The 19275-nt window shown below is 75.0% G+C and carries 18 protein-coding genes and 1 riboswitch; of the genes, 10 read left to right on the top strand and 8 right to left on the bottom strand.

Features of this window, described 5'->3' with window-relative positions:
• Window positions 1-6: 6 nt before the first annotated feature.
• From I8N68_RS23205 to I8N68_RS23190, 4 genes are all read right to left on the bottom strand, one after another.
• Entirely contained in the window at window positions 7-2286 is a 2280-nt protein-coding gene (locus tag I8N68_RS23205) for a hypothetical protein (protein WP_200213981.1), read from the bottom strand.
• Window positions 2283-3263 (bottom strand): glycosyltransferase family 2 protein, encoded by a 981-nt coding sequence (locus I8N68_RS23200; RefSeq protein WP_307812938.1) that lies wholly within the window; start codon window positions 3261-3263, stop codon window positions 2283-2285. Before I8N68_RS23200 ends, I8N68_RS23205 begins: the two co-directional genes overlap by 4 nt.
• Window positions 3264-3359: 96 nt before the next feature.
• Entirely contained in the window at window positions 3360-5090 is a 1731-nt protein-coding gene (locus I8N68_RS23195; protein ID WP_200213979.1) for a glycoside hydrolase family 3 protein, read from the bottom strand.
• A 39-nt stretch (window positions 5091-5129) separates the two neighbouring features.
• Window positions 5130-5621, bottom strand: a complete 492-nt coding sequence (locus I8N68_RS23190; protein ID WP_200213977.1) for a DUF3145 domain-containing protein — start codon at window positions 5619-5621, stop codon at window positions 5130-5132.
• Window positions 5622-5944: 323 nt separating this feature from the next.
• Here I8N68_RS23190 and I8N68_RS23185 point away from each other — a divergent pair, with 323 nt between their 5' ends.
• A complete protein-coding gene (locus tag I8N68_RS23185) occupies window positions 5945-6274 on the top strand; it encodes a hypothetical protein (protein ID WP_109804978.1) in 330 nt (109 codons plus the stop codon).
• Window positions 6275-6342: 68 nt separating this feature from the next.
• Here I8N68_RS23185 and I8N68_RS23180 read toward each other — a convergent pair whose 3' ends face one another.
• Window positions 6343-6969 (bottom strand): carbonic anhydrase, encoded by a 627-nt coding sequence (locus tag I8N68_RS23180; protein ID WP_200214193.1) that lies wholly within the window; start codon window positions 6967-6969, stop codon window positions 6343-6345.
• A gap of 148 nt (window positions 6970-7117) precedes the next feature.
• On the opposite strand from I8N68_RS23180, the gene I8N68_RS23175 reads away from it, so the two are divergent.
• The 5 genes from I8N68_RS23175 to I8N68_RS23155 all read left to right on the top strand — a co-directional run bounded on the left by I8N68_RS23175 (window position 7118) and on the right by I8N68_RS23155 (window position 13296).
• Entirely contained in the window at window positions 7118-8071 is a 954-nt protein-coding gene (locus I8N68_RS23175) for an alpha/beta fold hydrolase (RefSeq protein ID WP_200213975.1), read from the top strand.
• 117 nt (window positions 8072-8188) lie between these two features.
• Window positions 8189-10306, top strand: a complete 2118-nt coding sequence (locus tag I8N68_RS23170; RefSeq protein ID WP_200214191.1) for a HelD family protein — start codon at window positions 8189-8191, stop codon at window positions 10304-10306.
• Between the two features lie 105 nt (window positions 10307-10411).
• On the top strand, window positions 10412-11326 hold the full coding sequence (locus I8N68_RS23165) for a cation diffusion facilitator family transporter (protein ID WP_200213973.1): 915 nt from the start codon (window positions 10412-10414) through the stop codon (window positions 11324-11326).
• Between the two features lie 143 nt (window positions 11327-11469).
• Window positions 11470-11601, top strand: a riboswitch (cyclic di-AMP (ydaO/yuaA leader).
• Window positions 11602-11604: 3 nt separating this feature from the next.
• Entirely contained in the window at window positions 11605-12675 is a 1071-nt protein-coding gene (locus tag I8N68_RS23160) for a coiled-coil domain-containing protein (RefSeq protein ID WP_200213971.1), read from the top strand.
• Between the two features lie 111 nt (window positions 12676-12786).
• Entirely contained in the window at window positions 12787-13296 is a 510-nt protein-coding gene (locus tag I8N68_RS23155) for a hypothetical protein (protein ID WP_200213969.1), read from the top strand.
• Window positions 13297-13305: 9 nt separating this feature from the next.
• On the opposite strand, the gene I8N68_RS23150 is transcribed toward I8N68_RS23155, so the two are convergent.
• Window positions 13306-13803: an SRPBCC family protein gene (locus I8N68_RS23150; protein WP_234040429.1), complete on the bottom strand. Its 498-nt coding sequence runs from the start codon at window positions 13801-13803 to the stop codon at window positions 13306-13308.
• Window positions 13804-13915: 112 nt separating this feature from the next.
• Here I8N68_RS23150 and I8N68_RS23145 point away from each other — a divergent pair, with 112 nt between their 5' ends.
• Both I8N68_RS23145 and surE read left to right on the top strand, forming a co-directional pair.
• Window positions 13916-14893 carry a PfkB family carbohydrate kinase gene (locus tag I8N68_RS23145; RefSeq protein ID WP_200213967.1) on the top strand — a complete coding sequence of 326 codons (978 nt, stop codon included), beginning with the start codon at window positions 13916-13918 and terminating at the stop codon, window positions 14891-14893.
• Window positions 14893-15723 carry a 5'/3'-nucleotidase SurE gene (gene surE, locus I8N68_RS23140; protein ID WP_200214186.1) on the top strand — a complete coding sequence of 277 codons (831 nt, stop codon included), beginning with the start codon at window positions 14893-14895 and terminating at the stop codon, window positions 15721-15723. Before I8N68_RS23145 ends, surE begins: the two co-directional genes overlap by 1 nt.
• Window positions 15724-15763: 40 nt before the next feature.
• Here surE and I8N68_RS23135 read toward each other — a convergent pair whose 3' ends face one another.
• Window positions 15764-16123 (bottom strand): STAS domain-containing protein, encoded by a 360-nt coding sequence (locus I8N68_RS23135; protein WP_200213965.1) that lies wholly within the window; start codon window positions 16121-16123, stop codon window positions 15764-15766.
• A gap of 326 nt (window positions 16124-16449) precedes the next feature.
• Between I8N68_RS23135 and I8N68_RS23130 the strand changes: the two genes are divergently transcribed.
• Window positions 16450-16593 (top strand): hypothetical protein, encoded by a 144-nt coding sequence (locus I8N68_RS23130; RefSeq protein WP_200213963.1) that lies wholly within the window; start codon window positions 16450-16452, stop codon window positions 16591-16593.
• 125 nt (window positions 16594-16718) lie between these two features.
• The gene (locus I8N68_RS23125; protein ID WP_200213961.1) at window positions 16719-17123 is read left to right on the top strand and encodes a hypothetical protein; all 405 of its coding nucleotides are present in this window, start codon (window positions 16719-16721) and stop codon (window positions 17121-17123) included.
• 91 nt (window positions 17124-17214) lie between these two features.
• Here I8N68_RS23125 and I8N68_RS23120 read toward each other — a convergent pair whose 3' ends face one another.
• On the bottom strand, window positions 17215-19005 hold the full coding sequence (locus tag I8N68_RS23120; protein WP_372433809.1) for a hypothetical protein: 1791 nt from the start codon (window positions 19003-19005) through the stop codon (window positions 17215-17217).
• Between the last annotated feature and the right edge of the window lie 270 nt (window positions 19006-19275).

Below are 19275 nucleotides of genomic sequence, written 5' to 3'. Positions count from 1 at the left end.
CGGGGATCAGCGCAGCCGGTAGACGGCCGTCCCGGCGTTGCCGAAACGCAGCTCGGCCAGGGTGCGCAGCGCCGGGGACTCGGGGCCGACGGTGCGGTCGACCACCAGCCAGCGGACCCCGTACCGATCCCGCAGCGAGGCCAGCCCGGCGGCCGTCGGGGCGGTGAAGGCGGCGTCGTTGGCGCGCAGTCGCTCGGCGTCCCAGAACGGGGCGTACGGGCCCTCCGGCCGGCCGACCATCCGGGGCGCGAACGCCCACCCCTCCACCAGCACCGCGCGCTCGGCGTAGCCGCTCAGCCAGAACGAGCGGGCGTCGCACCAGCCGTCCACCACGGTTCGGCAGTGCACGTTGGTGGCGAGCACGTCGTCGGGATCGCTGTGCGCGTTGACCCAGCGGGCGGCCTCCACCCGGGAGGCGGGCATCGGCACCACGGCGTACGCCCCGCCGTTCGGTTGCTTCCGGGCGGCGGCCGCGTCCATCACCAGGCCGGGGGCGCCGGCGACCAGCACGGCGGTGAGCAGCAGCAACCCACCCCGGCCGGCCAGCCCGGGCCACCGGCCGACCAACGCCGGCCAGCACAGGGCCACCAGCAGCGCCAGCACGGTCAGGGCGGCCGCCCAGCAGAGCAGCGGCAGCACCCGCGCGTACGCGGGGGTGATGGGCGTGCTGGCCGCGGAGTCGAGCTGGACCGCGGTCAGCAGCACCGCGAACCCGGCCGTCCCCGCCCCGAGCAGCAGCCGTCCCCGGGCCGACAGGGCGGCCCGGTCGGCCAACTCGGCCCAGCCCCAGGCGGACAGGATCACCCCGAAGGCGAAGCCGGTCCGGGTGAAGTACTGGTTGCTGCTGCCCGGATGCCCCACCAGCAGGTAGGTGGCCGGGCCGGCCAGCGCGCCGCCGAGCAGGAAGAGCTGCACCGCCTCCAGCCGCCAGCGGCGCACCCGCAGCAACGCCAGCACCCCGGCCAGTCGGAGCTGGAGGCTGAGCAGGAAGGCCAGGCCGACCGCCACCCAGGTCACCGCGGCGGCCCCGGCGGACTGGTCCACCGGCAGGTACGTCCGCAGCCCGGAGAACGGGTCGACGGTCACCCCGTGGCTCTCGAAGGCGAAGAGCACGGCCGTGGCGAAGACCTGTGCCGCGAGGGCCAGGCCGGCGGCGGCCAGCACCGCGCGGGGCAGCCGCCGCCGGATCGCCAGCAACAGCACGGCGGTGAACGCCAGGGCGGCCAGCACCACCGGCACCGTGCTGGCCTTCGCGCCGGTGGAGGCGGCCAGGAAGGACGCCGCCAGCACCCAGGCGCCGCGGCCGAGCGGGGGCACGGCCACCCCCCGCGCCCGGCCGACGACCTCCCCGAGCGCCGCGATCAGCGGCAGCAGCAGGACCCAGCTGTAAGTCATCGACGGGCTGCCCCAGACGATGAAGGTGGCCTGGGTCCCGAAGAGCTGGCGCCACCCGTTCTCGAAGCCGAACTCGCCGACGGTGAACATCAGCGCCGCGGCGACCACCCCGGCGTACGGCCGCCCGGTGATCCGCCAGCCGACCACCGCGACCAGCACGGCGGCGAGCGCGCAGAGCGCCGGCACGGCGAGCCGGAAGAAGACCGTCGGCAGGTCCACCCCGCTGACCAGGCTGGTCGCCGCGAGGTGCGCGAAGCCGAACCAGTGGTAGTGCAGCGGCTCACCGGCCACCTGCGGGACGTCCAGCGGCACCTGGTGGGTGGCCGCCCCGGCGAGGGAGAGCTGGAACGCCAGGTCGAGGTACTGCGCCTGCCCCTCGTCGGTGGGCAGCACTGGGTTGACGGCCAGGAACGAGGCGTGCAGGTAGCCGGCAAAGCCGGCGACCACCGCGGCGAGCGACCAGGCCCAGCCCACCGGGGCGACGGTGGCGTACCGGACCCGCCAGTGCCGGCGCAGCCGGGGCACGGCGGCGAACGGCAGCACCACGGCGAGCGGCCAGAGCCGCAGCCAACCGGGCGCCCCGACGGCGGTGAACGCCGCCCAGGCGGCCAGCTCCAGCACCAGGCCGACGGCCGCGCCCATCGCCAGGTCCTCGACCAGGGTGTGCGGCCGGCGGCGCAGGGCCCGGAACACCAGCGTGCCGGGCAGCAGCACGGCGAGCAGGGCGTACGCCGTCCAGCGGGCCACCGCGAGCGCGGGCGTACCGGTGTGGAGCAGGAAGACCACGACGACCGCGTAGCCGGCGACGGCCGGGGCGAACCGGACCGCGACCCCGTGGCGGCGCGGGTCCACGGTCGACCCGGTGGCCTCCCCGGTGGCGAGCGTGGTCACCACAGGCTGTCGGCCAGCTCGACCGGATCGGCGGGCGAGCCGGCGGCGGTGTCGCTGGCCACGAAGTAGGCGGGCCGGCCCTGCACCGCCGTGTAGATCCGGGCGACGTACTCGCCGAGCAGGCCGAGGCAGAGCAGCTGCACCGCGCCGAGGAAGAGGACCGCCACGTAGAGGGACGGCCACCCGGTCACCGTGGCGCCGGCGAACCAGGCGAGCACCGCCACCACCACCAGCACGCCGCACACCGCCACGCCGGCCAGCCCGAGCCAGGTGGCCACCCGCAGCGGCGCGGCGGAGAAGCTGGTGACGCTCTCGGCGGCCAGCCCGGCCATCCGGGACAGCGGGTACTTGGTCCGCCCGGCCGCGCGTTCCTGCCGCTCGTAGCCGACCTCGCCGCTGGGGAAGCCCAGCCAGGGCACCACCAGCCGGAGCACCGGGCTGCGCTCGGGCAGCTCCCGCAGCGCCTCCACGGCGGCCCGGCTGAGCAGCCGGAAGTCGCCGGCCTGGGCGGGCACCTGCTTGCCGACCAGCCGTCGCATCAGCCGGTAGTAACCGGCCGCGGTCCACCGCTTGAACGCGCTGTCCCGGCTCCGGTCGGCCCGGACGCCGTAGACGATGTCCAGCCCGTCGGCACGCGCCCGGCGGAGCATCTCGACGATCACCTCGGGCGGGTCCTGGAGGTCGGCGTCGATGCTGACCACGTACCCGCCGCGGGCCCGGAGCAGCCCGGCGACCAGGGCGGCCTGGTGGCCGCTGTTCCGGCGCAGCCGCAGCACCCGCAGCTGCGGCCAGCCGGCGCGCAGGGCGGTCAGCCCGGCGACGGTGCCGTCGGTGCTGCCGTCGTCGACCGCCACCACCTCGTACGCCTCGCCGAGGCCGTCCAGCACGCCGCGCAGCCGCTCGGCCAGCAGCGGCAGGACGCTCTCCTCGTTGAACATCGGCACCACCACGGAGAGTGCCGGCTGAGGTCCGGTCACGACGCTCGACCCCCCGTACTACCTGCGGCGGCGGACGGCCCGAACGCTACCAGTCCGGCCCGTCGCGCTCGGCCCGGTCGCGGCGGCCCCCGCCGGTCAGGTGCCGCAGGTGGTGGCGGGCAGCCCGGTCACCGGGACCGGCGACCGGCCGCCCGGCCGGGCCTTGCCGGCGAGCACCCCGGCCAGCGCGGTCATCGACGCCCGGCTGGACGAGTACGTCGCCAGCAGCGTCGGCGACTTCGCGGCGGCCAGCACGTACGGCGTGTCCATGGCGACCGTGACCGCCGCGTCGGCGCGCAGGTCGTCGGCGCCGTCGCCGTAGCCGACGAGGTGGACGATCGTGCCACCGCTCGGCACCACCTTCACCCCGGCCGCGGTGAGCGCCTCGGTCAGCGTCCCCCGGGTGCGGTCCCGACCGCCCGAGGAGGTGACGGTGACCGGGCCGGCGATCGGGCCGCCACACCTGCCCCGCAGCACGGTGACCGCGGCCGCGGCCAGGTCGGCGGCGGCCTTGCGGTGCGCGGGGCCGTCGAGCCCGGACAGCGCCGGGGCCGGCCGGTCGGCCAGCTTGAACTTCATGGTCAGCACCCGGGTGGCCGCCTCCACCAGCCGGGCCCGGGGCAGCGAGCCGTCGCGGAGCGCGGCGAGCAGTCCCGCGTACGCCTGGCCGACGTTCGGGGTCATCAGGATCAGGTCGTTGCCGGCGGTGAGGGCCCGCACCGCGGCCTCGCCGGGCGACCAGCGCTTGGCGGGCGGCATGTTCATCCCGTCGGTGATGACCACCCCCTGGAAGCCGAGCTGGCCGCGCAGCACGTCGGTGAGGAGCTTGCGGGAGAAGGTGGCCGGGGTGCCCGGGTCGACGGCCCGCACGTCGAGGTGGGCCGACATGACGGCCATCGCGCCGGCGTCGATGCCGGCGCGGAACGGCGGGAACGCGGTCCGGTCCAGCACCGCCCGGGACTGGCCGATCACCGGCAGGTCCTTGTGCGAGTCGGTGGCGCTCAGGCCGTGGCCGGGGAAGTGTTTGACGCTGGCGCCCACCCCCTCGGCCTGCAGGCCGCGCACCGCGCCGGCCACCTGGGCGGAGGCGTTGGCCGGGTCGGCGCCGAAGGAGCGGGAGCCGATCACCGTGCTGCGGGTGACCAGCACGTCGGCGACCGGGGCGAAGTCGAGGTTGATCCCCATCGCGGCGAGCTCCGCGCCGGCGGCCCGCCAGGCGGCCTCGGTCAGCGCCGGCTGCCGGGCCGCCCCGGCCGCGAGCGGGCTGGGCAGCAGGGTCACCCCGTCGGTGATCCGGGTGACCACCCCGTACTCCTGGTCGGTGCCGATCAGGAAGGGGGCCGAGCCGGCGGGGAGCTTCCCGGCGGCCGCCCGCAGCCCGTCGGTCAGCTCCCGGACCTGCTTCGGGTTGTCGACGTTCGTGGTGGCCTGGTTGCCGGCGGTGGGGTCGTCGGCGCTGAAGCCGACCAGGATCAGCCCGCCCAGCCGGTACTTCGCCACCATCTCCGCCGGGGTGTCCACCCCGGCCAGGGCCCGGTTGCCGGCGGCGGACCCGGGCGACACCTTCGTGGCGGAGCTGCCGTATGCGTACGGCATCAGCACCTGGCCGACCAGGTCCTCGTCGGCGAGCGTGCCGACCAGGGCCGCGGCGCGGGCGGCCGGGTCGGCGGCCACGGTGGGAGTCGGCGCGGGCCCGGCCGAGGACGCGCTCGGCGACGGTCCGCTGCGCGGTCGTTCCGGTTCCGCCGAGCATCCGGAGACGAGCAGCGCGGTCAGTGCGGCGAGCGCGACGCCGGCACGTCGCGGAGAAATCGACACGCGGCCCATCCCACCAGTGCGCCATGTATCGGGGCAACTTGACCTTCGTCAACCGACCCGGGTGAGCAGCGTCACCGGCGCACCGTCGCCGGCGTACCGGTAGGGCTCCAGCTCCGCGTCCCAGGCGGTGCCGAGCGCCTTGTCCAGGGCGTGCGCGAGGGCTTCCGGGGCGCGGGCGGACGCCATGATGGTGCGCAGCCGGTCCTCGCCGAGCTGGATGTCGCCGGCCGCGCCGACGGTGGCCCGGAACAGGCCCCGCCCCGGCACGTACATGAAGCGCTCGCCGTCGGCGCCGGGGCTGGGTTCCTCGGTCACCTCGAAACGGATCATGGGCCACTGCCGGAGGGCAGCAGCCAGCTCGGCGCCCGTCCCCGGGCTACCGGTCCACCCGCACTCGGCCCGGCGGGCGCCGGGGTCGACGGGCTGAGCCGTCCACTGCAGGTTGACCGGCGCGGCGAGGACGCGCGCGATCGCCCACTCGACGTGTGAGCACACGGCGAGCGGGGTCGAGTGGACGTATACGACGCCACGCGTTGGCACGGTGACCTCCCGGAGAGCGAGGTGCGTCTTCCCCTACGACCTCGTCCACTCCAGTGGCCTGTGCAACACATGATGGCCCGTGTGAAGGATGGTGCGCCAGCGAATCGGAAAATTCGGTGCCGGGATCGGGCCGGAATAGCCGGCCGGGTGACCCCGTTGACCACCATGACGGCGCGACGACCAGCCAGGTGTCGCAGTCGTGTACAGTTTCTTGGGCGGTTGTGTGCCGCCGTACATCTTCGCGGGCCGAGGCTCATCCGGGCGTCACCCGCAACAGCCCCCGGACGATCAAGTCCTCCCGTACGTCTGCAAGGAGTACCTCCGTGGCGAGCAACACCTCTAAGACCGCGCGCGCGTCAGTCCGGGCCGGCCAGGCTGGCCAGGGTGGCGCCCTCAGCGTTCTGGGCGAGTTCAAGTACGTCATCCCGCTCAACGGCGGCAAGCACGCCTACGTGCGGAACCTGACCAACGGCAAGACCGCGCACCTGCGCACCGACTCCGAGGCCTTCGTCGAGGAGATCCGGGTGCTGGCCGCGGCCGGCCACGCCGCCAAGATCCGGGCGGAGATCAACGGCCTCGCGGCCGCCCACCCGGGCCACGGCTGGGACGCCACCGAGAAGCGTCTCGTCGAGGCCGGCGTCTTCGAGGGCTGAGCCCTCTCGCGTCACCACGAACCGCCCGCCGGGTCACCCGGCGGGCGGTTCGTCATTTCTCGGCCCCGTCATTCCTCCAGCAGCGTGACGTTGCCGGTGGCAAGGTCGTAGAGCGCGCCGACCACGGCGACCCGGCCGGCGGCGACGGGTCCGGTGAGCAGGTCGTCGGCCCGCAGCGTGGCCACCGTGCGGAGCACGTGCCGGCGGACCGCCATGGGATGCGCCCGCGGGTCGTCCGCGCCCACCTCGGCCACCGCCGGGGCGATCTGGTCCACCACGTACGCCAGCGAGCCGCCCGGCCGCTCCCCGCTGCGCAGCGCCTCCACCGCCGACCCGACCGCCCCGCACCGCTCGTGCCCGAGCACCATCACCAGCGGCACCCCGAGCTGGCCCACCACGTACTCGATGGAGCCGCAGACCGCCTGGTCGAGCACGTGCGCGCCGGTGCGGATCACGCAGATCGACCCGAACGTCTGGTCGAAGATCGCCTCCAGCGGGACCCGCGAGTCGATACAGCCCAGGACCACCGCGTACGGCTGCTGGTCCCCGGAGGCCACCGCCGCTGCGGCGGTGACGTCGTGCCCGTGGACCGGCTGGCCGCTGACGAAGCGGCGGTTCCCGGCGAGCAGCTCGGCCAGCGCGGTTCGCGGCGTCCGGGCCGCTCCGGCGGCCGGAGTCGGGTTCGGCGGCGGCATGCCCTCCAGCCTGGTCACCGATCGACGGCCCGGGGCGGGGTTGCGAATCTTCTCACCACCACGGTTGGCGTGTTGTCATGACGGGTAGCCGGTGTTACCGCCGGGTTAACCGGTGCATGGGAGACCGGTCGGCCCGGGGGAGGTAGCGATGCCGGAGCACGTGGAGGTACGCCTACCGGACGACGTACGCCTGCACGTGGCGGTGACCGGGCCGGCCGACGCCGAGGTGACCGCGATCCTGCTGCACGGCTGGACGCTGGACGGCCGGAGCTGGCACCGGCAGCTCGCCGAGGTCGGGGAGCGGTTCGGCGACCGGGTGCGGGTGGTCACCTACGACGCCCGTGGGCACGGCCGGTCCAGCTGCATGGCGCTGCGTACGGCCACCCTGGCCCAGCTCGGCGACGACCTGGCCGCGGTGCTGGACCAGGTCGCCCCGACCGGCAAGGTCGTGCTGGTCGGGCACTCGATGGGCGGGATGACCGTGATGGAGTACGCCCACCGCCACCCCGGCCACTTCGCCGCCCGTATTGCCGGCCTGGTCTTCGTCTCCACCACCGCCGAGGGGCACACGCACACGGTCTACGGGCTGTCGCCCCGGATCGCCCGGTTGATCCGGCTCGCCGAGACCACCGGCGCCGGGGTGCTGGCCCGCTGCGGATCGTGGCGGCCGCCCCGGGCGCTGCTGCGCGCGCTGCGCCCCAGCATCCGCTGGATGCTCTTCGGCGACCGCTGCGACCCGGCGGACATCCGGCTGGTCACCTCGGCGGTGGCGCACGCCTCGCTGCGTTCGATCGGTGGGTTCCGCGCCTCGATCGGCGCCCAGCACCGGCTGGACACCCTGGCCGCCCTGGCCCACCTGCCGGCCGCCGCGTTGGTGGGCGACCGGGACCGGCTGACCCCGCCACCCTGCGCCGAGTCGATCGCCGCCGCGCTGCCCACCACCGAGCTGACCGTCTGCCCGGGCGCCGGGCACATGCTGATGATGGAGCGGCCGGACGAGGTGAACGCGGCCCTGGCGGCGGTGCTCGAGCAGGCGCTGGCCCGGCCGGCGCCGGACCGGGCCGGTGACGGGCCGTCCGCCGGGGTGGGAACGGTCGGATAACGGGCAACCCGGGCGGCGGGGCCCCCGGACCGGCATGGCCCCGACGCGGGCCCGATCGCCGGCCCGTACCCTCATTCAGCCACCGTGCCCGCCCGCATGACCACAGGAGTTGCCGCGTTGACCGACCAGACCACCCTGGAACAGGAGATGGCCGCCGAACAACGGCATCTCGACCGGGTGTACATCCGCCTGGCGGAGCTGCGCCGGTCGGCCGCCGACGCCGAGCGGGAGGGCTACCGGCTGGCCCGGGTGGGCAACTTCGGGGCGCTGGTCGAGCGGGACGCGATGGTCTTCCACGCCGCGCAGCGCCGGCACGCGCTGGACGCCGAGCACGAGGGTCTGGTCTTCGGCCGGCTCGACCTGCGGACCCGGCAGGTGCTGCACGTCGGGCGGCTCGGGGTGCGCGGCGAGCACGCCGAGACCCTGGTGGTCGACTGGCGGGCGCCGGCCGCCGCGGCCTTCTACCAGGCCACCCCGGCCGAGCCGATGGGCGTGGTGCGTCGGCGCACCATCCAGTCCTCTGCGGAGAAGGTGACCCGGATCGAGGACGACCTGCTCGACCCGGAGTCGGCGCCGCCGGACATGGCAGTGGTCGGCGACGGGGCGCTGCTGGCCACCCTGTCCCGGGCCACCGGGCGGGGAATGCGGGACATCGTCGCGACGATCCAGCGGGAACAGGACGAGGCGATCCGCTCCCCCGGCTCGGGCGTGACGATCGTCTCCGGCGGTCCGGGCACCGGCAAGACGGCGGTGGCGCTGCACCGGGCGGCGTACCTGCTCTACTCGGACCGCAGCCGGTACGCCGGCGGCGGCATCCTGGTGGTCGGCCCCTCGGGCGTCTTCGTCCAGTACATCGCCTCGGTGCTGCCCTCGCTGGGCGAGGAGACGGCCACCCTGCACTCGCTCGGCTCGCTGTTCCCCGGCATGTCGGCGAACCGGACCGATCCGCCGGAGGTGGCGGCCGTGAAGGGGTCGCTGCGGATGCGCCGGGTGCTGGAGCGGGCGGCCCGCGACGGGGTGCCCGACTCCCCGACCGAGCTGCGGCTGCTCTACCGCGGCGAGCTGCTCCGGCTGGAGCGCCGGGAACTGGACGGCATCCGGGACCGGGCGCTGACCCGGGGCGCGCGTCGCAACGAGGTGCGCCGGGCCGGCTTCGACGGGGTGCTCGCGGCGCTGTACGTCCAGGCCCGCCAGCTGCGGGTCGGCCGCTTGCCCGAGCAGCGCGCCTTCGAGGACGAGATCATCGAACGGCCGGAGTTCCGGGAGTTCCTGAAGGCCTGGTGGCCCCGGCTGCACCCGCGGCACGTGCTCGGCTGGCTGGCCCGCCCGGAAAGGCTGCGCCGGTACGCCGGCGGCATCCTCTCCGGTGCGGAGATCGGGCTGCTCACCCAGGCGTACCGGAGCCTGGACGACGCGGGGCTGACCATCGCGGACATCGCGCTGCTCGACGAGCTGGACGCGCTGCTGGGGAAGCCGGTGCGGCCGGCGAAGGCGAAGCGCGACCCGTTCCAGCTCGCCGGCGGGGTCCGCGAGCTGAGCACGTTCGCCGACCGGCAGCGGGCCGCGCGGGCCGCGGCGCGGGAGCGGCCGGAGGACTACCGGGAGTACGCGCACGTGGTGGTCGACGAGGCGCAGGACGTCTCCCCGATGCAGTGGCGCATGATCGGCCGGCGTGGCCGGCTGGCCTCCTGGACGGTGGTGGGCGATCCGGCGCAGACCGCCTGGACCGGCGACCCGGACGAGCTGACCCGGGCCCGGGACCAGGCGCTGGGTCGGCGCCGGCGGCACCAGTTCACGCTGACCACCAACTACCGCAACTCGGCGGAGATCTTCGCCGTGGCGGCCGCGGAGATCCGGCGGCTCTACCCGGATCTGCCGCTGCCCACCGCGGTCCGGTCCACCGGGGTGGACCCGGTCCAGCGGTCGGTGCCGGCCGGCGAGCTGCCGACGGCCACCGTCGAGGCGGCCGGCACGCTGCTGGCCGAGGTGGAGGGGACGGTCGGGGTGATCACGCCGGTGCCGCGCCGCGACGAGGTGGCCGGCTGGCTCGGCGACCTGGGCGGCTCCCGGCTCCAGGTGGTGACGAGTCTGGAGGCCAAGGGCATGGAGTACGACGGCGTCGTGCTGGTCGCCCCGAGCGAGATCCGGGCCGACCCGGGCTCCGGGGTACGCACCCTCTACGTGGCGCTCTCCCGGGCCACGCAGCGGCTCACCACCGTCGACTCGCGGGGCTGAGCAGGGCGTCCACGGGTGTCGGGAGGGCGCCGACCCTTTACTTGCACACATAGCGATGTGAACATAGATTGGGCCGGGTCCGGGCGAGGGACGGAGGGTGTGGGCGTGGGCGCAGGTCATGACCACCAGGGCTCCGTCGCCAACGCCGCGTACCACCACCGGGGCCGGCTCTGGGCCGCCTTCGGGCTGCTCACCGCGCTGATGCTGGTCGAGGCGGTGACCGCCTTCGCGACCGGCTCGCTGGCCCTGCTCTCCGACGCCGGGCACATGTTCACCGACGTGCTGGGCATCGGCATGGCCCTCGCCGCGATCACCGCCACCCGGCGGGGCGATACCGACCCGCAGCGCACCTTCGGGCTCTACCGGCTGGAGGTGCTGGCCGCGCTGGCCAACGCCGTGCTGCTCGGCGCCGTCGCGGTCTACGTCGTGGTCGAGGCGGTCCGCCGGTTCGGCGAGCCACCCGAGGTGCTGGCCGGCCCGATGCTCGCGGTGGCGCTGCTCGGCCTGCTGGCCAACATCGCCGCCTTCGGCCTGCTGCGCGGCGGGGCGAAGGAGAGCATCAACCTGCGCGGGGCGTACCTGGAGGTGCTGGGCGACCTGCTCGGCTCGCTCGGGGTGATCGGCGCCGCCCTGGTCATCGCGTTCACCGACTGGTGGTGGGCGGACCCGGTGGTCGCCGTCGCGATCGGCCTGTTCATCCTGCCCCGGACCTGGCGGCTGGGCCGGGCCGCGGTACGCATCCTGGTGCAGGCCGCCCCGGAGCACCTTCAGGTGACCGCGGTGCATGACCGGCTGACCGCGGTGCCCGGCGTCGCCGAGGTGCACGACCTGCATGTCTGGACCCTGACCTCGGGCATGGACGTGGCCTCCGCCCACCTGACCATGGCGCCCGGCGCCGAGGTGGGCGAGGTGTTGGCCGCCGCCCGGACCGCCCTGCACCAGGACTTCCGGATCGATCACGCCACGCTGCAGATCGAGCCCGGAACGTCACCTGGGGCCTGTGGTGCGGTCGAGTGGTAATTAGGGCAAACTTAAATCTGTGTGGGTATTGTGCACTAGTGCCGGTTTTGCCCCCGGCCGGGGCCTTTGCTCGCCGGGCCCGGCCGGAGCAGCACCGGTAGGCTCGGCCCCGGCCTCCGCCGGGCGGCGCCCTCCGGCGCCTGCGGTGGCCGCCGCCTAATCGCCGCCCGCGGCGAACCGGGGAACCACGTACGTGGGGTGCATCCGCGACAGCGGTAGGGATCTTCCGTCCCGAACCCGTCAGCTAACCCGGTCGGCGGCTGACGGAAGGACATTGAATGCCAGCAGTGGCACCTGTACGACGGACGGCCGCCCGGTTGGCGGCCCTGCTCGTCGCGACGCTCGCCCTCGGCGTCGCGACCGTACCGGTCGGGCCCGCCGCGGCGGCCCCCCGCACCGGCCTGCTCGCCGCCGCCCCCGGCGACGACGAGGGCGGCACCCCGGCGCTGCGCGCCCAGCTCGACGCGGCCAGCAAGGGCTGGCTCGAGGCGAAGGCGTCGCTGGCCCGCTCGGTCAGCCGCCAGAAGCAGCTCACCGACCAGTTCACCACGATCAACGCCGAGCTGAGCGTCCGCGACAGCAAGGTCGGCGAGATCGCCGAGGTGGCGTACCGGACCGGGCGGCTCGGCACCGCCTCCGCGCTGCTGTCCAGCGGCAGCCCGGAGGGCTTCATGGACCGGGCCGCCGCGCTCGAGCAGGTCGCCGCCCACGAGGACCGGGCGCTGCGCGACCTGATCGAGACCCGGGACCGGGCGACCAAGACCCGCCTCGCGCTCAACACTGAGATCCAGGAGCAGCGCAAGCAGGTCACGGTGATGGCCAAGCGCAAGCAGCAGGCCGAACGCGCCCTGGAGGTGGCGAACGACCGCGCCGACAGCCCCAGCACCGGCGGCACGGTCCGGGGCACCTCCACCGCGAACGCCGACCCGGCGCCCCGCAACGCCGACGGCTCCTGGCCGCCCGAGTCGTGCAGCGTCAACGACCCGACCCCGGCCGACGGCTGCATCACGCCGCGGACGCTGCACGCGCTCAACGAGGCCAAGTCGGCCGGGTTCACCCGGTACGTCTCCTGCTACCGGCCCAGCGGCTCCGGTGAGCATCCGAAGGGCCGGGCCTGCGACTTCGCCGCGCAGACGGACGGCTTCGGCGGGGTCGCCAGCGGCGGCGACCGGACGTACGGCAACAACCTGGCCGCGTACTTCGTCCGCAACTCCGACGCGCTGGCCGTGCTCTACGTGATCTGGTTCAAGCAGATCTGGCTGCCCAGCAGCGGGTGGAAGTCGTACAGCGGGGGCAACGGGGACCCGTCCAGCGACCACACCAACCACGTGCACCTGTCGGTCTACTGAGCGCGGGGGTGGCCCGTCGCCCCGACGGGTCACCCCTACGCCCATTGACGTACGTCGGATGTCGCCGCCGGCCCCACGACGCGGCCGCGCCGGCGGACGAGCATCGAGGGCATGAGTCGACTGTCCCCCGCCACCCGCAAGGCCCTGCTGACCCTGCACCTGGTCACCTCGCTGGGCTGGCTCGGGGCGGACCTGGTGCTGCTCACCCTCGGCGTCGCCGTACTGCGCGGCGCCGACCCCGCGGTGGTCTACCCCACCGCGGGACTCGTCGTCACGTACCTCTTCGCGCCGTTGAGCGTCGTGGTCTGGCTGGTCGGGGTGGCCAGCGCGCTGCTCACCCCGTGGGGGCTGCTGCTCTGGCGCTGGGTGCTGGTCAAGTTCGCGCTGACCACGGTGATGCTCTGGCTGGTCCTGCTGCTGCTGACGCCCCGGATCCGGCAGCTCGGCGAACTGGGTGCCGCCGCCACCACCCACTACCGGGTGGACCTGGTCGTCGCCCCGGCGGTCTCCACCACGCTGCTGCTGGTCGCCACCGTGCTGTCCACGTACAAGCCGTGGGGCCGGCTGCGCCCGGCAATCCCCGCCCGGCGCTCCCCGGTGGCCGCCGGCCGCCGGTCCTGAGCCGGCCGGTCAGCTCGGGGCGGATGCGTCCGGGCCGCGGTCCAGCGCCGCGCCGAGCCGGCTGGCCAGCCCGAGGTGCGCCGCCCGGGCCTGCCGGAAGGCGTACCCGAACAGGGGCGCCGGCGCGGCGAGGGTGATCTCCACGTCGATCCGCACCACGCCGCCCGGCTCGTCCCGCAGCTGGGTGTGGTTGCGCACCGTGGTGGCCGGCCGCTGCCGGGCCACGGTCACCACCTCGTCCTCGGTGGCGATCAGCACGTCGGCCCGGTACGTGACCGGGAAACGCAGCGGCCCGACCGCCAACCGGTCGGTGATCGCGTAGCTGGCCAGCGTCCCCGGCAGGGGCGGCAGCCGGCGCACGCCGACGATCAACGGGTGCAGCTCGCCCTGGCGGGTCAGGTCGCCGAGGAGCGCGACCGCGTCGGCCCGCGTGCAGCGCGCCTGGACGGTGTAGCTGAACGTGTCGCGGCTGAGCACACCGTCCCCCTCGCCGTCGGCGGTCCGCACGATCGTCCCGTACCGGCGGCGGGCTGGCAACGCCCCGGCATGACGCGGAGCAGGCGGGGAATCCGGGCGCCCGGCGGGACGAGGAGGCGGCGCGCATGGAGGGGTACGGCGGATGAGCGGGCACGTGATGGTCTTCGCGCCGACGCCCCGGCTCACCGTGACCGTGGACCAGCCGGCCGACCATCCCGAACTGCACCTGCACCCCGGCGGCCAGGGGGTCTGGCAGGCCCGGATGATCATGTCGCTGGGCGTGGAGGTGGTGCTCTGCGCCAGCCTCGGCGGCGAGATCGGCCAGGTTCTCGAACCGCTGCTGGTCAGCGAAGGCGTCGACCTCAAGGTGGTGGTCCGCGACTCCGGCGGCAGCGGCGGGTACGTGCACGACCGGCGGGCGGGCACCCGGCAGGAGATCGTCGACGTGCCTGGTCATCCGCTCAGCCGGCACGAGCTGGACGAGCTCTACAACCTGGCCCTCGGCGAGGGGCTGCGGGCACCGGTGAGCGTGCTCAGCGGGCCGAACGACCCCACGCTGGTCCCGCCCGACCTGTACCGGCGCTTCGCCGCCGACCTGGGCGCCAACGGCAGCCGGGTGGTGGTGGACCTGGCCGGCGCGCACCTGGCCGCGGTGCTGGAGAGCGGCGTGTTCTTCCTCAAGGTCAGCCACGAGGAGCTGATCGCCGACGGGCGTGCCGAGGGCGACGACGAGGAGCAACTCACCCGGGCGATGTACGACCTGCACGCCACCGGCGCCGAGAATGTCGTGGTGAGCCGCGCCGAGCGGCCGGCCCTGGCCCTGGTCGACGGCGAGGTCTTCGAGGTGGAGATGCCCCGCCTGGAGGCGGCCGACCCGCGCGGCGCGGGTGACTCGATGACCGCCGGGGTGGCCGCGGTGGTGGCCGGCGGCGGGGACGTGCGCACCGCGATCCGTACCGGCGCCGCCGCCGGGGCGCTGAACGTCACCCGGCACGGGCTCGGCACCGGTCGGCTGGACTCCATCACCGGGCTGGTGGAGCGGGTGCGGCTGGTGCCGGCGGGCAGCCGCCCGCAGGAGCGGACCACCCCCGACGAGCTGGCCGAGCGGGCGGCCGAATGATGACGCTGCGGGTGCTGGTCACCAACGACGACGGCATCGCCGCGCCGGGCATCGGCTGGTTGGCCCGGGCGGCCGTGGACCGCGGGCTGGACGTGGTGGTGGCCGCGCCGCTGGAGGAGGCGAGCGGCACCAGCGCCGCGATGACCGCGATCGAGCGGGAGGGGCACGTGGTGGTTCGCGAGCACCCGCTGCCGGAGCTGCCGGACGTGCCCGCGTACGGGGTCGGCGGCTCGCCCGGCTTCATCGCGCTGATCGCGGTGCACGGCGCGTTCGGGCCGCCGCCGTCGGTGGTGCTCTCCGGGATCAACCGGGGCGCGAACGCCGGCCGGGCGGTGCTGCACTCCGGCACCGTGGGCGCCGCGTTCACCGCCGCCGCGAACGGCTGCCGGGCCATGGCGGTCTCGCTCGACGTGCTCTCCGCCGGGGACGCCACGGCGGCCAGCGGTGGCGCGGCGGTGGCCGCCGCCGCCCGGGTACGCGACGCCGAACGGCACTGGTTCACCGCCGCCCAAGTCGCCCTCGACCTGCTACCCCGGCTGCTCGCCGCGCCGGTGGAGAGCGTCCTCAACGTCAACGCGCCCGACCTGCCGCACGACCGGCTGCGCGGGGTGCGGAAGGGGAGCCTGGCGAGCTTCGGTCAGGTGCAGATGACGGTCGCCGAGTCGGGGCACGGCTTCGTGCGCACCTCGCTCGAGGAGCCGGGGCAGGCCGTTCAGCCCGGCACCGACCTCGCCCTGCTGGCCGACGGGTACGCCTCGGTCACCGCCATCCGGGCCGTGACCGAGGTCGCCGACGTCGACCTTTCGGGACTCGGTGCGCCCGAGGGCTGACCTGTCGGCCGGCGGGGCGCCGTGACGGGTCGCGGCGCGCTCAGGCGCCGGGGAGCACCTCGGGGGCCGTGCCGGCGAAGTAGGGCTCGGGGGCGCCGAAAAGGCCGAGCAGGCCGGTGACCCAGAGCTGCCGGTGCACGAACCGGCTGGGCTCGGTCACGATCAGCTTCACGCCGCTGACCTCACAGGTCTGGAAGCCGGCGACCATCGCGCTGATGCCGACGGAGTCGATGAAGGTGACCAACCGCATATTCAGCTCGATCCGGGACGGACGCCCCTTTGCGAGCACCTCCGCGATCGCCTCGCGGACCTCGTAGGCGGTGTCGACGTCGATCTCTCCTCGCGGGGCGATCTGGATGACACCGCCCGGCAGCACCGACTTCACGATCGACAGGCTCACGCGAGCACCTCCACTCGCCCGTTGACGGGCGCCTCATCAGTACGCGGGCCGCGACCGAGAGTATTCCTCCGACGGCCTCGGTCGCCACCCCTCGGGATGAGCAATTGCGGACCGGGCACGGCTGGGCAACCCGATCCAGACCTTCTGGTTCCTATTCTCCCGACGACCGGGTTTCTCATTCTCCAACGATCGACCATGGCCGGCCGATCCGCCGCACCAGGGTAGCCGCCCCCCGCCCGCCCGGCGCGCACCCCTGACATCGGCGCGTTCGGTTGCCCCCGCCGCCTAGCATCGGCCGGGAGTGTCCCCGAGGGAGAGGATGATCGATGATCAGGAGACTGCTCGGGCTGGCGGGCGTCGGCGCCCTGCTCGCTCTCGTACTGGCCTGCGGATTCGGCGGCGCGGGCGACGACGACGACGATGACGACGACGACTTCGCCCGTGGGGTGGCGGTCGTCTCGGTCCGCTGAGCGGTCCGAGGGTTTGCGCCGGGCGCCCGCCGGGCACTGGCGCGGGTAAGCGAACAGTCACGCGCCGGACAGCCGCCGGAGTCCGAAGTGGCCGCCGGGCTTCGGCACCCGAGGAGGTAAGCACGATGTTCGGAACCACCCTGCTGGACCGCCGCAGCAAGACCGAGCGGGTCACGGATCAGGCATGGCAGCACCTGGTCTCCGCCGTCAGCTCCGCCGGGGACAGCGTCCGGGACACCGCCCGGTCCGCCCGGCGCGGCGGCTCGGGCCTCACGGACGGGGCCACCGACCTGGTGGGCTCGGCCGCCGAGGAGGCCCGCCGCCGGGCCACCCTCGCCTTCGACGCCCTCGCCGGCCGCCGACCCGCGCTGCCCTGGACGCTGCTGATCAGCGCCGCCCTGGTCGGCGCGGCGCTCGGGTGGGCGGCCGGCACCGCCGCCCGGGCCGCCGGCAGCCGCACCCGGGACGCCGACGAGATCGAGTTCGTCGACGTGGACCGGCCCAACTCCCCCGTCGGCCTGGACGGCTGACCCGACGCACCGACGACACGGCGGTGTCCCCCGACGCGGGGACACCGCCGTTCGCCGTCCGGGCCCTGGACGCTGCCGATGTCGGTCGGCCTCAGTCGAGGCGGAAGACCAGCCCGTCGCCCACCGCTTCCCGGCGGATGCCCAGCCCGTCCACCGGCCGATCGGCCGCCTCCCGCCACGGCGTGCCTGCCGCGTACCCGGGCAGCAGCACCACCGTGCGCACCCCCGACGCCCGCAGGTACGCCACCGACGCGGCGTCCGGGAAACTCTCGCTCGCCGTCCGGATCCGCTCCTGGCTCGCCGGGGTGAACGAGGCCAGCCCGTTGACCACCCGGGGGAACCCGTCGGTCGACCAGAGCATCACGTGGAACTCGCGCGTCCCCCCGCTGGGCAGCACCAGGGCCGGGCCGGCCAGCCCGCGCAGCGCCGCCGGCTCGGCGGGCACCGGCACGTGCGGCGTGCGGTTGACCCCCTCCAGCAGCACCAGCAGCACCGGGAGGACGAGGACCCAGCGCGCCCACCGCCGCCACCCTCGGGCCCCGGGCGGCAGCTCCGACCGGTGCACCGTCAGCGCGCCGGCGGCCAGGATGCCGAGCAGCAGCGTGGTCCAGAGCACCAGCCGCCCCGGGGTACGGATGGCGTCCCAGCCCGGGACGTGCCGCACCAGCGTCACGTATCCGGGGTCGCCGTCCCCGCCCAGCGTCGCCCCGGCGGCCAGCCCCGCGCTGACCAGCACCCCCGCCCCCAGCGCCACCCGGTACCGGATCCGCCAGACGGAGAAGAACAGGCCGGCGACGGCCAGCCCCAGCAGCGCCATCCCGGGCAGCAGGGTCATCTCGGTGGGGAAGCCGAGGGCGGCCCGGGCCACGGCATGCGCGTCGCCCCACAGCCACGACTCCGGCGGCCCGGTCAGGAAGCCGCGCGGCGGCGGGGAGAACATCGCGACCTGCGCGACGGTCCGCCGGCCGGCCGGATGCCGGGCCACCACCTCCAGGTACGGCGCGGCCATCAGCAGGGTCACCCCGGCGAACGCCGTTGCGCCGGCCAGGTCGGCCAGGAGCAGCGCGCGCGGGAAGGCCGGCCGGGTGCGCCGGCGCCACCAGGACCAGCCGTACCCGCCGGCCGCGCCGAGGCAGAGCAGGCCGAGGGCGTACGCGAAGGGCAGGCCGATGCCGAAGCCGAGGGTGACCTGCCAGGCGGCGACCAGCCACCCCGCCGCCGCCCAGCCCACGCGGACCCGACCCCGCCGGGGGCCCCGGCGCAGCGACCAGCCATGCCCCCGGGCCAGCATGGCCAGCGACAGGGCGATCCCGCCGACGCAGAGCACGTGCAGGTGCCCGGCCTGGGCCAGCTTCCACGGCGCGTACGCGAACGAGGCCCCGGCCACCGCGGCGCCCGCCCGCCCCGCGCCCAACTGCCGCGACAGGGCGTACGCCCCGACGAAGGCGAGCGCGTGCACCAGCACGTAGAGCAGGTTGTAGCGGGCGACGGCCGCCACCGGACCGGCGCCCAGCAGGCCGGCCGGGGCGAAGCCGAGCAGGGTGTCCGAATAGGCGTAGCTGTAGGGCTCCGGGAAGAACGTGTTGGAATGCCAGACGCGGGTGGGATCGGTGCGCAGCGCGTGCCCGCCCCAGGCGATCTGCCACGCCTGCAGGGTCGGATCACCGGTGTCCTGCGGCAGCGTCCCGGTGATGTCGCGCAGGGTCGGCCAGGTCATCGCCGCGGCCAGCACCAGCGACCCGACCACCGCCACCGTCCACTCGTGCCGCGCCAGCCGCCCGCCGGCACTCAGGACTCCCCGCAGCACCGTCCCCCGCGGACCCGCCGCCCGAACGCCGGACCCCGCGCCCCCGACCGGAACTGCCTCCCGTACCCCGCGCATCACCCCGTCCCCCGTCCCCGCTCCGCGATGCTTCCCCACCCACCCACCCCGTGTCGACGCCCCCACCCCTCCCCGCCCCCACCCGCCCGGCGATCTCGCACCTCGGTCGCCGGAACGGGGAGTTTTGTCCCGTTCGTCCGGGCACCGCAGGCAAGACCGACGGGGTGGGGTCATTCGGGGTGGGTGAGGGTGGGTCACCCGGGGTGGGGACAGGATCGGATGTGGCGGGGTGCGTGCCGGTGGGCGGCGCCCGCAGCCGAAGAGCCGAGC

It is taken from the genome of Micromonospora coerulea (genome assembly GCF_016598485.1).
In the GTDB taxonomy this organism is placed as follows: domain Bacteria; phylum Actinomycetota; class Actinomycetes; order Mycobacteriales; family Micromonosporaceae; genus Micromonospora; species Micromonospora coerulea.
Note: the sequence above shows the minus strand (reverse complement) of the source record. Positions and strands in the feature narration are given on the sequence as shown.

Bases quoted from the DNA above. Each gene is read 5' to 3' on its own strand.
- I8N68_RS23195 (WP_200213979.1), bottom strand. From the start codon at position 5,090: ATGGGCCGCGTGTCGATTTCTCCGCGACGTGCCGGCGTCGCGCTCGCC.
- I8N68_RS23180 (WP_200214193.1), bottom strand. From the start codon at position 6,969: ATGCCGCCGCCGAACCCGACTCCGGCCGCCGGAGCGGCCCGGACGCCG.
- I8N68_RS23175 (WP_200213975.1), top strand. From the start codon at position 7,118: ATGCCGGAGCACGTGGAGGTACGCCTACCGGACGACGTACGCCTGCAC.
- I8N68_RS23160 (WP_200213971.1), top strand. From the start codon at position 11,605: ATGCCAGCAGTGGCACCTGTACGACGGACGGCCGCCCGGTTGGCGGCC.
- I8N68_RS23155 (WP_200213969.1), top strand. From the start codon at position 12,787: ATGAGTCGACTGTCCCCCGCCACCCGCAAGGCCCTGCTGACCCTGCAC.
- I8N68_RS23145 (WP_200213967.1), top strand. From the start codon at position 13,916: ATGAGCGGGCACGTGATGGTCTTCGCGCCGACGCCCCGGCTCACCGTG.
- surE (WP_200214186.1), top strand. From the start codon at position 14,893: ATGACGCTGCGGGTGCTGGTCACCAACGACGACGGCATCGCCGCGCCG.
- I8N68_RS23130 (WP_200213963.1), top strand. From the start codon at position 16,450: ATGATCAGGAGACTGCTCGGGCTGGCGGGCGTCGGCGCCCTGCTCGCT.
- I8N68_RS23125 (WP_200213961.1), top strand. From the start codon at position 16,719: ATGTTCGGAACCACCCTGCTGGACCGCCGCAGCAAGACCGAGCGGGTC.
- I8N68_RS23120 (WP_372433809.1), bottom strand. From the start codon at position 19,005: ATGCGCGGGGTACGGGAGGCAGTTCCGGTCGGGGGCGCGGGGTCCGGC.